We start from the raw sequence: 13,543 nt of genomic DNA on the forward strand, positions 1-13,543 counted from the left end.
GGTTCAGGGCCGGGGAGCCGGAACGTGCCGCAGCAGACACCCGCCGATCCGCCCCAGGGTCCGAACATCCAACCGACCGTCGCCGAGCCCCAACTCGACCACGGTCCGGTAGACCCGCTCGTCCCGCCCGGCCGCCCGGACGGCCGCGTCGACGATCCGCCGGTGCCGGCCCAGCCAGGCCGCCACCGAACTGTGCCGCAGGTGGGTGCCGAGCCGTCGGCGCAGCGCCTCGGCGTACCGTCGGGCGGCGGCGGGCCCGGGTGACCCGGCCGCCGCCGCACCGGCCAACGCACCGGAGAGCAGGGCGTAGAAGATCCCCTCCCCGGTGAACGGGTTGATCAGGGAGAGCGCGTCCCCGGCGAGCAGCACCCGACCCCGCCCCGCTACCGGGCGGTGGGTGGAGAGCGGCAGGTGGTGGGCGCGGAGTCGCTCGACGGACGCCGGATCGGTCTCCGGGAGCAGGTCGGCCATCCGCTCCAGCAGGTGCGTCCGGGTCAACCCGTCGCTGCGCAACACCTCCCCGTACCCGACGTTCGCCCGTCCGTCGCCGATCGGGAACGACCAGGCGTACGCCGGCCAGCGCGCCGCCGAGGTGGCGATGAACTGCTCGGCCGGACCGGGGCGGGCCGGGGCGTACCCCCTGATGGCCAGCGCCAGGTGGCGGCCCGGATTGACAGGCTGGCCGAGCGCCCGACGGACCACCGACCCGGCACCGTCGGCCCCCACCACCGTCCGGGCCTCGACGACGCCGTCCAGGACCACCCGGTCCGCGCGGACCTCCACCCGGCGTACGGTGTGGCGGCGCAGCTGCGCCCCGGCCGCCTGGGCGGCGGCCACCAGGCGGGCGTCGAACACCTCCCGGGGGACGGTGTACGCGGGCCGGGGCAGGGACCGGGCCACCGACCCGCCGCCGGGGGCGATCATCCGCAGGGCGGGCAGCGGGGCGTACCCGTCGACCGCCCCGGTGACGCCGAGCTGGTCGAGGACGTCGAGCGCGTGGGCGGCGATCCCGTCCCCGCACGCCTTGTCGCGGGGGAAGTCGGCCCGGTCCAGCAGGAGGACCCGCGCTCCCCGCCGCCGCGCCGCCAGCGCAGCCGCCGCCCCCGCCGGGCCGGCACCCACCACCACCAGGTCGAACACATCCGCCACCACCCCATCCTCACCCCCACCCCCACCCCACCCACCCACGCCGCACCGACCACCCCACATTTCCCCCCACCCCCCACCCCACCCCACCCCCTCCCGCCGCCCCCTCCCGCCGGTTCCTCCCGCCCCTCCCGTCGGTTCCCCGCGTTGATCAAGGGGTTTGCGTCATCCGGAACTCGGAATCTGACGCAAACCCCTTGATCAACGGGCCGGCCCGGCGGTGGGGGCCGGATCGGGGATGGGGGTGGGGGTGGGGGTGGGGGTGGGTGGGGCTCGGTGCAGGGAGTAGAGGGTGAGTCCGGCGGCGGCCAGGAGGGGGGTGGCGTCCCGGAGGAGGCCGTCCACGCCGAGCAGCCACCAACAGAGGGGAAGGTGGACGGCGAGGACCCCGAGGGTGATCGCAACGAGGAGACGACGGGCCCACCGTCGGCCCCGCAGCAGGAAGATTCCGCAGAACAGGACCAGGTTGCTCACCACGATCCCGGCGACGAACCAGAACACCACCGCCGGGGCGGCAAGCAGCCGACCGTCCAGGATCGCGCCCCCGGCGACAAGCGCCGGAATCAGCATCAGTGGGCTGTAGGTCAGTGCGGCGACCCGCCCCGCCAGCAACCATCCGGCCGCCTCCGGGCGCTTCGGGGCGACCTCCTGCCAGGAGATCCGGCGTCCGGACAGGACCAGACCCTTACGGTGCCGGACCAGGTGGGCGGTGACTGTGGGCGAGCGGTACAGCAGCCAGACCACTGCCGCGCAGAGCACGGTGAGCACTGCGAATCCCACCACCCCGGGCAGCGGCGGGACACCCTGGCGGGGCACGATCAGCCGGGCCACCGCGAAGACCGTGGTGACGGCGAGGATCAACCCCAGTGGTCGGGCCGCCGCCCGTCCCCGTCGGACGTGTCCGATCAGGATCAGAAATCCGAGGGTACGCAGCAGCGCCCACCCGGTCCGGACGGCGAGCCCGAGCCCGGGGTCCGGGGCGTACCAGAAGTTGAGCAGCTCGACCACGACGGTCGCCACCGCCGTCACCCCGAGCAGCACCACCAGCGCGCGGACGGCGGACGGCCGCCGGACCTCATCGGTCCCGGCGGCCGTCCGAGTGGCCTGCGCCCTCTCCATGGCATCCGATCGTGCCGGGTACGGGCAACAACCGCACTACCGCTTCGACGACTCCGCGTCCAGGCGGGCCCGCAGGGCGTCCAGTTCGGCCCAGAGGACACCGGGCAGCTTGTCGCCGAACTTCTCGAACCACTCGGTGACCAGGGGCAGCTCCCGCCGCCACTCCTCCGGGTCGACCTTCAGGGCGATCCGGACGTCCTCCGGGGTCATGTCCAGGCCCTCGATGTCCAGGGCGTCCTGGGCGGGGACCATGCCGATCGGGGTCTCCACCGCGTCGGCGGTGCCCTCGATCCGCTCGACGACCCACTTGAGGACCCGGGAGTTCTCCCCGAAGCCCGGCCAGAGGAAGTCGCCCTCGGCGTCCTTACGGAACCAGTTCACGTAGTAGATCTTGGGCAGCTTCGACTCGTCACCGTCGACGCCCTTGCCCATCTCGATCCAGTGCCGGAAGTAGTCACCGCCGTGGTAACCGATGAACGGCAGCATCGCCATCGGGTCCCGACGGACCACCCCGACAGCGCCGGAGGCGGCGGCGGTGGTCTCCGAGGAGAGCGTCGCCCCCAGGTACACGCCGTGCACCCAGTCCCGGGCCTCGGCGACCAGCGGTACGGTGTCCCGCCGCCGACCACCGAACAGGATGGCGTCGATCGGGACGCCGTTCGGGTCGTAGTAGTCCTCGGACAGGATCGGGCACTGGGTGATCGGGGTGCAGAACCGGCTGTTGGCGTGCGAGGAGAGGCCCTCGCTCTCCGGGGTCCAGTCGTCGCCCTTCCAGTCGATCAGGTGGGCCGGCGGCTCACCCATCCCCTCCCACCAGATGTCCCCGTCGTCGGTGAGGGCCACGTTGGTGAAGACGGAGTTGCCCCGGTCCAGGGTCCGCATGGCGTTGGCGTTGGTCTTCCAGTCGGTGCCGGGGGCCACGCCGAACAGGCCGTACTCCGGGTTCACCGCGTAGAGGCGACCGTCCGGGCCGAAACGCATCCAGGCGATGTCGTCGCCGATGGTCTCGACCTTCCAGCCGGGCAGGGTGGGCTCCAGCATGGCCAGGTTGGTCTTGCCGCAGGCGGACGGGAACGCACCGGCGATGTGGTACGTCTTCCCCTCCGGAGAGGTGATCTTGAGGATCAGCATGTGCTCGGCGAGCCAGCCCTCGTCACGCCCCATCACGCTGGCGATCCGCAGCGAGTAGCACTTCTTGCCGAGCAGCGAGTTGCCGCCGTACCCGGAGCCGTACGACCAGATCTCCCGGCTCTCCGGGAAGTGCGAGATGTACTTGGTCTCGTTGCACGGCCACGCGACGTCCTGCTGGCCGGGGGCGAGCGGGGCACCGATGGAGTGCAGGGCGTGGACGAATTCGGCGTCGTCGCCCATCGCGTCGAGGATCGTGGCACCCATCCGGGTCATGATCCGCATGGAGGCGACCACGTACGGGCTGTCGGTGATCTCCACACCGAACATGGGGTGCTCCGCCTCGACCGGGCCCATGACGAACGGGATGACGTACATGGTCCGCCCGCGCATGCAGCCGCGGTACAGCTCGGTCATCGTCCGCTTCATCTCGGCCGGCGCCATCCAGTTGTTGGTGGGGCCGGCGTCCGCCTCGTCGACGGAGCAGATGTAGGTCCGCTCCTCGACCCGGGCGACGTCCGAGGGGTCGGTGCGGGCGTAGAACGAGTTCGGTTTCTTCTCCGGATTGAGCCGGATGAGGGTGCCGCTTTCGACCAGTTCGTCGGTGAGGCGACGCCATTCGTCGTCGGAACCGTCCACCCAGACCACGCGGTCGGGGGTGGTCAGTTCGGCGACTTCTCGGACCCAGGTGAGCAGCTTCGGGTGGGACGTGGGGGCCTGTTCGATGCCACGAACAGTAGCCGGAGCAACCATGACACATCTCCTTGTGGTCGACGCTGACCGATCGGTGGATGCACGAGTGGTGGCGGACGCGGGCGCGCCGTCGTCGTGAAAACCTGGGATTGCGCTCAGAGTAGACCGGGCTGCGCGGTCAGTCAGTGAGAGCGGTTGTGAAGAACTGCACAAGGTACGGCCAGACTGCGATTTCTCGATCTGATACCCACTTTCGCGCGCACTTTCACGCAAATCTTGTGGCAGTGCGTCCACCCGGCGTCGGACCCGGACGGCCCGCGTACCCCTGCCACCACCGGTGCGACCTGCGACAGCCCGTCTCTCCCTGGTGATCACGCTCCGTTCACCACCTCCGCGGGTGATCTCCCCCACCCGGGGCGTCGACGACGCTCCGGTACGGCCGTGGCTGGTTACCCCGGCTGTTCGCTTCCAACCGGTACGCTCGCCCCGTGGCCACGACGATGACCGGTGGGCAGTCAGGCGCCCCGCCGACCCGCCCGGGCCTCGTCGCATCCCTGGTCGACAGGTTCGGACACCTCGTACGGGAGGTCGGGAAGTTCGCCACCGTGGGCGGGTTCGCCTTCGTCGTCGACTTCGCCCTCTTCAACTACCTCACCGTCGTGCACGGCATGGAGCAGGTCACCGCGAAGACGATCTCCACCGTCCTGGCTGCGACCTTCGCGTTCCTGGGCAACCGGTTCTGGACCTGGCGGCACCGCCAACGGTCGAACCCGGCCCGGGAGTACCTCCTCTTCTTCTTCTTCAACAGCGTGGGGCTGGGCATCGCGGTGTCGTGCCTGGCGATCAGCCGGTACGGCCTGGGCAGCATCTGGCCGCAGGTCTTCCAGACCGCCCTGGCCGACAACATCTCCAGCTACGTCGTCGGCACCGGACTGGGCACCCTCTTCCGCTTCTGGTCGTACCGGCGGTTCGTCTTCGTCGAAGCGGGAACCCCAACGGTCGCGGATGCGCAGCGTGACCAGACATCCGGGGCGTGACCTTCCGCCCATCTCGTCCCGGCCGACCCCACTCGGCACCGATCACTCGCCTAAGGTGTTTTCCATGCGTCTTGTTCGATTGCTGCCGGAGCGCTGGCAGAAGTTCGTCCACGAGGCGCTCAAGTTCGGCGTCGTCGGCGGGATCAACACCGTCATCAATTACGCAGTGTTCAACGCACTCGCACTGACGGTGTTCCGGGACGGCCAGCTGAAGGCGACGGTGATCGCCACGATCGTGGCGACGATCACGTCTTATCTGATGAATCGGCACTGGACGTACCGGGATCGCCCGAAATCCGCGATGCGGCGGGAATATGCCCTATTTTTCCTGTTCAATGCCACCGGATTGCTCATCGAACTGGGCGTGCTGGCCCTGGCCAAGTACGGCCTGGGCGTCACCGGTCTGCTCGCACTGAACGTGGCCAAGACCGTCGGTGTCGTGCTGGCCACCCTGTTCCGGTTCTGGTCCTACCGCACCTTCGTCTTCCAACCCGCCCCGGTGGTCGCCGAGGCCAACCCGCCGGCCCTGCCCCGCGAGGACTGGGACACGATGGCCGAGCTGGACCCGGTCGCCGAACTGGCCGAGTCGGTCAGCGAACTGGAGGAGGCTGCGGAGCCCCGCCCCACCACCTCCCCGGGGACGGCCGCCCCCGGCGCTGTCGCCCCCGGCGCTGTCTCACCCGGCGCTGTCTCACCCAATGCCGTCGCCCCTGGCGCTGTCTCACCTGGCGCTGTCTCACCCAATGCCGTCGCCCCTGGCGCTGTCTCACCCGGCGCTGTCTCACCCGGCACCCTGCCGCAGGGGCGACCAGTGCCCCTCGACATCAGCCCACTGACCAGCGCGCTCGACCGCGAACTGGAGGCCGGGCTCGCGGCGGACCTGCACGCCGGCACCCGCCGCGCCCCGGGACAGTAGCCACACCCGGGACAGGATCAGCGCCCAGGAACTGGACACCGGGGCGGATCAGCGCCCCCAGGACACCCGGGGCGGATCAGCGCCCCCAGGACACACCCGGGGCGGATCAGCGCCCCAAGGCAGTACCTGTCAGCGGGCGGGCGGGGTGGTCTCCGCCCCCGGAGAGCGCCGGGTACGCGGCCGCCCCTCGAAGGTTTCGGCCAGGGCCTCCCGCAGCTCGCCGTCGTCGAGCGTCCGCCGGTCGTGATCGGCCTCGATCAGCTCGTACAGCTTCGTCTGGACGTGGCCGACGTCGGGCACGTCGGGCAGGACCGACTGGCCCCGTTCCCCGGCCGACTCGACGGTCAGGGTGCCGCTGCCGAACAACCTGTCGACGACGCCCTGGTTCATCGAGTGGTCGTTGATCCGGCCCAACGGGATGTCCCGCCGGTCCCGGGAGAGCACGCCCCGCTGCAACAACACCCGTTCGTTGGTGAACAGGTAGTGGGTGCTCCGCCAGACCATGAACGGCCAGAGGCTCCACTTGAGCATGGCCACCATCGCCAGTCCCATGAGCACGGCCCAGATGATCCAGCGACCGGCGCCGTCCGGCAGGAGAATCGCCGCCGCCGACGGCACCGCCACGACGAGCACCAACACCGCGACCGGGCGGGCCAACGCCCGCCAGTGCGGGTGAAGGTGGAGCACCACGTGCTCGTCTTCGGTGAGTACCTCTTCGGGGAACGCCACGACAACCTCCTCGCGGAACGGGACGCGCTGACGGTAACCGGTCGGCGCACCCACCCGGGTCAGCCGGTCAGCTCGCGTGTCGTACCCCGCCACCGCCCGCCCTCGGCATACGGATCGGCCCTGCAGGTCACCGCAGGTGCAGGACGTCCCCGGCGGCGAGCCGGCGGTCACCGGCGGCGGTGGACACCACGAGTCGGCCGTCGGCGTCGACACCGGTCGCCTCACCGGTCAGTTCCTCACCCCCGGGCAGGAGCACCCGGACCGGACGCCCCACCGTCAGACAGGACTCCAGGTACGCCCCCCGCAGACCACAGGCGACAGCGTCACCACCGGCGTCCCGCCACCTGCCGTACCAGTCGGCCAACGACCGCAGCAGGGCCCGCACCAACGGATCCCGGTCGGTGGCCGTGGCACCTTCCAGTTGCAGGGAGGTGGCGGCGAGGCCCGTCGTCCGCTCCGGCAGCTCCTCGGCGCGCAGCGTGACGTTGAGGCCCATCCCGACCACCACTGCCGGCGGTCGACCCGCCCCTGCCGGGGAGATGCCCTCGGCGAGGATCCCGGCGCACTTGCCTTCGCCGACCAGCAGGTCGTTGGGCCACTTCAGACCGGCCTCCACCTCGGCCAGCCGGGTCACCGACTCCACCAGGGCCACCCCGGCCAGCAGTGGCAGCCAGCCGTACCGGGACGTGGGGACCGGCGTCCAGTCGCGCTCGGCGACGGCCTCGGCGGGCCGGAGCAGGACGCTCGTCGCGATCCCGGCCCGCGGCGGCGACTGCCAGACCCGGCCCCGTCGGCCCCGGCCGGTGACCTGCCGCTCGGCGACGATCACCAGGCCCTCCGGCTCACCGGCCTGGGCCGCCTCGGCCACGTCCGCGTTCGTGGAGCCGGTCTCCACGACCAGCTCCAACCTCCGCCACGGCCCGTGCGGCGCGACCAGAGCGCGGCGCAGCCGGGCCACCGACAGGGGCGGTCGATCCAGATCGGTGTACGGCGAGCCCGGCATCCCGCCAGCCTACGGCCCTGCTGGACCATCGTTATATTGCCCTGGTGACTACCGAGGCCGGGAGCAATGTGCACAGCACCGCCGGCAAGCTGGCGGACCTGGAACGACGGGTCGACGAGGCGGTCCACGCCGGCTCCGCGCGGGCCGTCGAGAAACAGCACGCCCGGGGGAAGAAGACCGCCCGGGAACGGATCGAGATGCTGCTCGACCCCGGCTCCTTCGTCGAACTCGACGGGCTGGCCCGGCACCGGTCCACCACCTTCGGCCTGGACCGGAACCGTCCCTACGGCGACGGCGTGGTCACCGGCTACGGGACCGTCGACGGCCGGCAGGTCTGCGTCTTCGCCCAGGACTTCACGGTCTTCGGCGGCTCTCTCGGAGAGGTCTTCGGCGAAAAGATCGTCAAGGTGATGGACCTGGCGATGAAGATCGGTTGCCCGGTCGTGGGGATCAACGACTCCGGGGGTGCCCGGATCCAGGAGGGCGTCGTCAGTCTCGGCCTGTACGGCGACATCTTCTTCCGCAACGTCCGCGCCTCCGGGGTGATCCCGCAGATCTCGCTGGTCATGGGTCCCTGCGCGGGCGGGGCTGTCTACTCCCCCGCGGTCACCGACTTCACGGTGATGGTCGACGGGACCTCCCACATGTTCATCACCGGCCCCGACGTGATCAAGACGGTCACCGGCGAGGACGTGGCGATGGAGGAGCTGGGCGGCGCCCGTACCCACAACACCCGCAGCGGCAACGCCCACTACCTGGCCGCCGACGAGGACGACGCGATCGGGTACGTCCGGGCGCTGCTGTCGTACCTCCCCTCGAACAACCTCGACGAACCGCCTGTCGTCGACGCGCCCGCCACCCTGGAGGTGACAGAGGCCGACCGCGCCCTGGACACCCTGGTCCCGGACTCGACCAACCAGCCGTACGACATCGTCACGGTGGTCGAGCACGTCCTCGACGACGGCGAGTTCCTGGAGGTCCAGCCGCTCTACGCGCGCAACATCGTCGTCGGTTACGGCCGGGTCGAGGGGCGTCCGGTGGGGGTGGTGGCCAACCAGCCCCTGCACGTCGCCGGCACCCTGGACATCGCCGCCTCGGAGAAGGCCGCCCGTTTCGTCCGCACCTGCGACGCGTTCAACATCCCCGTGCTGACTCTCGTGGACGTGCCCGGGTTCCTTCCCGGCACCGGTCAGGAGTGGGACGGGATCATCCGCCGGGGCGCCAAACTCATCTACGCCTACGCCGAGGCCACCGTCCCCAAGGTCACCGTGATCACCCGGAAGGCGTACGGCGGGGCGTACGACGTGATGGGCTCCAAGCACCTCGGTGCCGACCTCAACTTCGCCTGGCCGACGGCGCAGATCGCGGTGATGGGTGCCCAGGGGGCGGTGAACATCCTCTACCGCGCCGAACTGGCCGCCGCCGAGGATCCGGCCGCCCTCCGCGCCGAGAAGATCGCCGAGTACGAGGACACCCTGGCCAACCCGTACGTCGCCGCCGAACGCGGATACGTCGACGCGGTGATCGCGCCGCACGAGACGCGTACCCAGATCGTCCGCGCCCTTCGTGTCCTGCGGACCAAACGGGAGACCCTGCCGCCGAAGAAGCACGGCAACATCCCCCTGTAGGTCAACAGGTCGGGCGGGCCGCCACACACATCCGCTGTGCGGCCAACCCGGCCAACCGGCGCAGCTCCTTCTCCGTACTCTCCGGGCCGAGGCGGAGCACGGTGACCAGGTCCCCCACCCTGACCACGACGCTGTCCGTCCGGTCGGGCGGGCCGAGTTGTCGACCGTCCGACTGGTCCGTCGGTGCGGTCATGGTGTGTCGCAGCAGGACCGATCCGTCACCGGCGAAGTCACGGGCCGAGACGGTGAACCGGTGCACCGCCGCCGCCTGGTACGGCCGCCCGTCGATCTCGACGTCTCCGACGCTGCGCCAGCTCGTGCAGGGTGCCATCCGGATGTCCAGGTCGGTGAAGAACCGCGTGGCGGTCTGCGGGGCGACCCGGTAGACGTCCTGCATGAGCAGCAGGTCCGGGGCCGGGCCGGTGCCCAGTAGGGTCTGGGAGCGCGACAGCTGTGAGGAGACGGCCTGCGACGGCAGTCCCCGCTCCTGCCGGCAGGCCTCCAGCATCGGGTTCACCTCGACCGTCTCGCCCAGGCCCAGCTCGGTGAGGTGCTCCCCCACCCCCGTCGGCAGGTCCGCCGGTTGCAGCAACGCCTGCGCGGGGATCTCCCCCGAGTCCGGCTCGGCCAGCGGCCACGTCAGGTCACCGGCGAGCGGGCCGTCGTCCAACCTCGACTGCGGTTCGGCCAGCAGCGTCGGTCCGGTCACCGCCGTCGGACCCGACGGCAGCAGGTGCCGGGCCACGACCACCACCCCGGCACCGGAGACCATGACCAGGACGACGGCGAAGGTCAGCAGCAGTACGCGCCGACTGCGCCACTCGCCCCGGGCGCGGATCTCCTCCGGGGCCAGCCAGCAGACCTGGCTCAGTTCGTCGCGAAGCTCCTTGACGAAGGCCGCGTCGTCACGCATCGGGTACCCCCTCCACGTCGGTGAGCAGCCCGGCCAGCGCAGCCCGTCCCCGGTGCAGCCGGGCCTTGACCGTGCCGACCGGGGCGGCGGTCTCCCGGGCCACCTCCGCGACCGGAAGACCGACCAGGTAGTACAGGGCGATGGCGACGCGCTGCTCCTCGGGAAGCTGACGCAGGGCGGCGACCACGGCGACCGAGTCCGCGTTGGGGCCGGGCACCGACTCGACCGCCCCGTGCCGCAGGTACGCGCGGGCCCGGCTGCGCAGGCTGCGCCACCGGCTCACCGCGATCCGGGTGGCCACCACGCGGGTCCACGCCTCCGGGTCGTCGTACCTGTGCACTGTCGACCACCGCTGCCAGGCCCGGATGTACGCCTCCTGGACCGCGTCCTGCGCCTCGGTGAGGTTCCCGGTGAGCGAGTAGACGAAGCCCAGGAGGCGACCACGGCTCCCCCGGTAGAACTCGTCGAATCCGTCGACGTCCGACACCCGCACCTCCTGCGTGCCATCGCTGTCCACACGCGCGGTGCCTGTCGTCCGGTTGCCGGCGTGTCGAGATTCGGTCAGTCGAGCAACCCGGAGCCGGCCAGGAGCGGGCCGGCGAGCAGGTTCGCCCCGACGACGAGCGCACCCAGGTTGACCAGGCCGAAGAGCGCCACCCAGAACACCGCAGGCAGCGGGGTGAGCCCGGCCAACTGGTCGGCGTCGGATTCCGGCAGTCGCCCCCGGGACCGCATCCGCTGGAGTTCGACGACCGGCCGTACCCCGCCGAGCAGCAGGAACCACACACCCGTCCAGGCGAAGGCGGCCTGGACCTGCGGTGGGGCGTACCAGGACACGGCGAGCACCACCCCGCCGGTGACCAGTAGCGACACCACGCCGAAGACGTTGCGGATCAGCACCAGCATGGCCAGCAGGAGCGCCACGGCGATCCAGAGCAGCAGGGTGATCCGGTTCCCGCCGAGCAGCACCGCCCCGGCCAACCCGACCAGCGACGGGGCCACGTACCCGGCGAGGAGGGTGAAGATCATTCCCGGGCCGGTGGGCCGCCCGGCGGAGAGGGTGAGCCCCGAGGTGTCCGAGTGCAGCCGGATACCGCGCAGCTTCCGCCCGGTGAGCAGGGCGGCCAGCGCGTGCCCACCCTCGTGGGCGATGGTGATCGCGTTACGGGCGATCCGCCACGGCATACGGGCGGCCACGACCACCAGGGCCACGGCGGCGGTGAGCAGGACCAGGAGTGGGGGCGGGTCGGGCTGGGCGCTGAGCAGCCGTTCCCAGAGGGAGGCGAGGCCGTCGATCAGGGGCATGGCCCGCGAGCCTACCGTCCGGTCCTGTGTCGCTCCCGCCCCGCCGACTCGTATCGTGGGAGGCTGACCGGGTGGCAATCGGAGTTGGAGGTGCAAGCAGGTGACCGCAGCCCCGCTGGAACCCCACGTCGGCCTCTGGACCGAGGCCGAGTACCTCGCCATGGACGCCAACGCCAACCGGATCGAACTGCTCGACGGGAGCCTGATCGTAAGCCCGACCCCTAGCAAGCGGTACCAGCGGATGTCTCGTCTGTTGGCGAACAGTCTGGACGCTGCCGCCGGCTCTCTGCTGGTCTTCGAGGCGGTGAACGTCCGGCTCGGCCTCGACCGGATCGTGATTCCGGACATCGTGGTGGCCGACACCGACGACGAGGCAACGGTGGTGGAGGCCGGAGAGGTCGCCCTGGTCGCGGAGATCGTCTCCCCCGGGAACGCCGCCGCCGACCGAGTGGTCAAGATGCAGCTCTACGCCCTCGCCCGGATCCCCTGGTACCTGCTGGTCGAGCAGGACGGTGACAGCCACTCCCTGCGCCTGTTCCGGTTGGACGACCGACACTACGTCGAGGACCAGGTCGCCAAGGCCGGCGAGGAACTTGTCGTCACCGAGCCGTTCCGTTGGCGGCTCGACCCGGCAGCACTGCGCTGACCTGCAGCGTCACGGGGATCGGCGGTGCCGTCGACCGCAGCCACCGCAACGGCGACTCGTATCGCCCTGACGAACGACGCCTGGGCGGCGACGTGCCCCGGGCTTCGAGCAGTTTCGCGGGGCGGCGATCCCGTCGAGGGGACCGCCTCCGCACCGAAGACTGGACGAGGCTCGGGGCGCGTCGGGTGATTCGTCGGATCAGGGCCGGCGGCGTCGGGTGGCCGGGGCCATGGTCGTCACGGGGATCGCCGCCGGGCGGCTGCGGGCGAGACCACCACGGCGTACCAGCATCCATCCGGCCAGCACGAACGCGGTCGCGGTCACGGCACCCAGCACCGCGACCATTGTCGGCATTCCGGCAGCGACCAGCAGCATGGCCATGAGACCCCACAGTGCCACGCAGGGCTTGCTCACTCGGTGTCGGTAACTCATCTTCGGTCGCACCTCCCTCCGTCTTGAGAGGTGAGATACCCAACGAGGTGCCGATCCATGCGGATCATCTCCGCGGCGGGGCAGATCCCGTGATCAGTTCCGTCGGTCGGGCACGAATCCCCGGGCGATGACGTCGAAGGCGGCCAGCTGCTCCGACCACTCCCGGTCGGCGACCTCCCAGCGCATCGCGTACCCCCGGTTGGTGGCGGTGACGAAGCCCCGGTTGCGGACCCGGATCCGGGTGTCGTCGCGGGTCTCCCGCCACTCCCAGTCCGCGCACTCGCGGAAGTAGTCGCAGCGCTCGATGCTGATGTACTGGTAGTTGCGGACGTAGTTGCGGCGGGCCGGCTCCAACGCACGCCAGTCCGCGACCGCGTCGTCCTTCGGGGAGCTGGTCCACTGCATGAACAGCTCGCCGACGCCTCCGCGCTCCTTGAAGGTGGCGCTGTCGGAGCTGCTGCCGGTCTTGCGCCAGCCCTCCGGCAGCGGCACGCTGAACCCGGCCGGATCCCGGTGCAGGGTCCACCCCGGCGGCAGACCCGGCTGGGTCGACACGCTCGGCGAGGGGCTGGCCACCGACGGGCTGGGGGACGGAGACGGGCTGGGGGTGGGGGCCGCACTGGTCGGGGCGGGCGGTGCTGCCGGTTCCGAGGCCGGTGCGCTCGACGCCCCGGTGGTGGCCGCCGCCCGTTCGTCGGCACCGCGCGGCTCGTCCTCACGCGACAGCAGGGGTACGACGACAGCGAGTCCGACCAGCAGGACCAGGACGACAGCGCCGATCAGCAGGTTCCGTCGGCCGAGCCGCCCCACCGGGCCGAGCCGGGCCGGCGTGCCGGACGGAGAGCGGA

The 13,543-nt window shown here is 71.0% G+C and carries 13 protein-coding genes and 1 pseudogene; 4 read left to right on the forward strand and 10 right to left on the reverse strand.

Translation table 11 applies throughout. The annotated features are described in order from the left end of the window. Window positions 1–3: 3 nt before the first annotated feature. The 3 genes from ABT336_RS15685 to ABT336_RS15695 form a co-directional block, all read right to left on the reverse strand. Window positions 4–1,140, reverse strand: a complete 1,137-nt coding sequence (locus ABT336_RS15685; protein ID WP_350897318.1) for a geranylgeranyl reductase family protein — start codon at window positions 1,138–1,140, stop codon at window positions 4–6. Between the two features lie 207 nt (window positions 1,141–1,347). Next, window positions 1,348–2,265 (reverse strand): hypothetical protein, encoded by a 918-nt coding sequence (locus ABT336_RS15690; RefSeq protein ID WP_350897307.1) that lies wholly within the window; start codon window positions 2,263–2,265, stop codon window positions 1,348–1,350. A 36-nt stretch (window positions 2,266–2,301) separates the two neighbouring features. Further along, entirely contained in the window at window positions 2,302–4,146 is a 1,845-nt protein-coding gene (locus tag ABT336_RS15695) for a phosphoenolpyruvate carboxykinase (GTP) (RefSeq protein WP_350897308.1), read from the reverse strand. A gap of 440 nt (window positions 4,147–4,586) precedes the next feature. Between ABT336_RS15695 and ABT336_RS15700 the strand changes: the two genes are divergently transcribed. Next, a complete protein-coding gene (locus tag ABT336_RS15700) occupies window positions 4,587–5,123 on the forward strand; it encodes a GtrA family protein (protein ID WP_350897319.1) in 537 nt (178 codons plus the stop codon). Window positions 5,124–5,187: 64 nt separating this feature from the next. Further along, a pseudogene (locus ABT336_RS15705) lies at window positions 5,188–5,760 on the forward strand (GtrA family protein); the annotation flags it as partial. A 408-nt stretch (window positions 5,761–6,168) separates the two neighbouring features. On the opposite strand, the gene ABT336_RS15710 reads toward ABT336_RS15705, so the two are convergent. After that, window positions 6,169–6,768, reverse strand: a complete 600-nt coding sequence (locus ABT336_RS15710) for a PH domain-containing protein (RefSeq protein ID WP_350897309.1) — start codon at window positions 6,766–6,768, stop codon at window positions 6,169–6,171. 127 nt (window positions 6,769–6,895) lie between these two features. Then, complete coding sequence (locus ABT336_RS15715) at window positions 6,896–7,771, reverse strand: biotin--[acetyl-CoA-carboxylase] ligase (protein ID WP_350897310.1); 876 nt, start codon at window positions 7,769–7,771, stop codon at window positions 6,896–6,898. 44 nt (window positions 7,772–7,815) lie between these two features. Between ABT336_RS15715 and ABT336_RS15720 the strand changes: the two genes are divergently transcribed. After that, window positions 7,816–9,399 carry an acyl-CoA carboxylase subunit beta gene (locus ABT336_RS15720; RefSeq protein WP_350897311.1) on the forward strand — a complete coding sequence of 528 codons (1,584 nt, stop codon included), beginning with the start codon at window positions 7,816–7,818 and terminating at the stop codon, window positions 9,397–9,399. A 1-nt stretch (window position 9,400) separates the two neighbouring features. Here ABT336_RS15720 and ABT336_RS15725 read toward each other — a convergent pair whose 3' ends face one another. The 3 genes from ABT336_RS15725 to ABT336_RS15735 all read right to left on the reverse strand — a co-directional run bounded on the left by ABT336_RS15725 (window position 9,401) and on the right by ABT336_RS15735 (window position 11,617). Beyond that, window positions 9,401–10,312, reverse strand: coding sequence for a hypothetical protein (locus tag ABT336_RS15725; protein ID WP_350897312.1), 912 nt, complete (start codon window positions 10,310–10,312; stop codon window positions 9,401–9,403). Further along, the gene (locus tag ABT336_RS15730; RefSeq protein ID WP_350897313.1) at window positions 10,305–10,799 is read right to left on the reverse strand and encodes a SigE family RNA polymerase sigma factor; all 495 of its coding nucleotides are present in this window, start codon (window positions 10,797–10,799) and stop codon (window positions 10,305–10,307) included. The genes ABT336_RS15725 and ABT336_RS15730 overlap by 8 nt, the downstream gene beginning before the upstream one ends. Before the next feature lie 74 nt (window positions 10,800–10,873). Next, window positions 10,874–11,617, reverse strand: coding sequence for a M50 family metallopeptidase (locus ABT336_RS15735; protein ID WP_350897314.1), 744 nt, complete (start codon window positions 11,615–11,617; stop codon window positions 10,874–10,876). A gap of 100 nt (window positions 11,618–11,717) precedes the next feature. On the opposite strand from ABT336_RS15735, the gene ABT336_RS15740 reads away from it, so the two are divergent. Further along, complete coding sequence (locus ABT336_RS15740; protein WP_350897315.1) at window positions 11,718–12,263, forward strand: Uma2 family endonuclease; 546 nt, start codon at window positions 11,718–11,720, stop codon at window positions 12,261–12,263. Window positions 12,264–12,461: 198 nt separating this feature from the next. On the opposite strand, the gene ABT336_RS15745 is transcribed toward ABT336_RS15740, so the two are convergent. Further along, entirely contained in the window at window positions 12,462–12,677 is a 216-nt protein-coding gene (locus ABT336_RS15745) for a hypothetical protein (RefSeq protein WP_350897316.1), read from the reverse strand. 111 nt (window positions 12,678–12,788) lie between these two features. Continuing rightward, window positions 12,789–13,543, reverse strand: a 755-nt coding sequence (locus ABT336_RS15750) for a serine/threonine kinase C-terminal domain-containing protein (RefSeq protein ID WP_502891186.1), incomplete at its 5' end; no start/stop codon positions are given.

Source organism: Micromonospora sp. NPDC000207, assembly GCF_040300925.1.
GTDB lineage: Bacteria > Actinomycetota > Actinomycetes > Mycobacteriales > Micromonosporaceae > Micromonospora.

Excerpts from the sequence above, each read along its gene's own strand:
- ABT336_RS15700 (WP_350897319.1), top strand. The coding sequence starts at position 4,587 with ATGACCGGTGGGCAGTCAGGCGCCCCGCCGACCCGCCCGGGCCTCGTC.
- ABT336_RS15690 (WP_350897307.1), bottom strand. The coding sequence starts at position 2,265 with ATGGAGAGGGCGCAGGCCACTCGGACGGCCGCCGGGACCGATGAGGTC.
- ABT336_RS15725 (WP_350897312.1), bottom strand. The coding sequence starts at position 10,312 with ATGCGTGACGACGCGGCCTTCGTCAAGGAGCTTCGCGACGAACTGAGC.
- ABT336_RS15695 (WP_350897308.1), bottom strand. The coding sequence starts at position 4,146 with ATGGTTGCTCCGGCTACTGTTCGTGGCATCGAACAGGCCCCCACGTCC.
- ABT336_RS15715 (WP_350897310.1), bottom strand. The coding sequence starts at position 7,771 with ATGCCGGGCTCGCCGTACACCGATCTGGATCGACCGCCCCTGTCGGTG.
- ABT336_RS15735 (WP_350897314.1), bottom strand. The coding sequence starts at position 11,617 with ATGCCCCTGATCGACGGCCTCGCCTCCCTCTGGGAACGGCTGCTCAGC.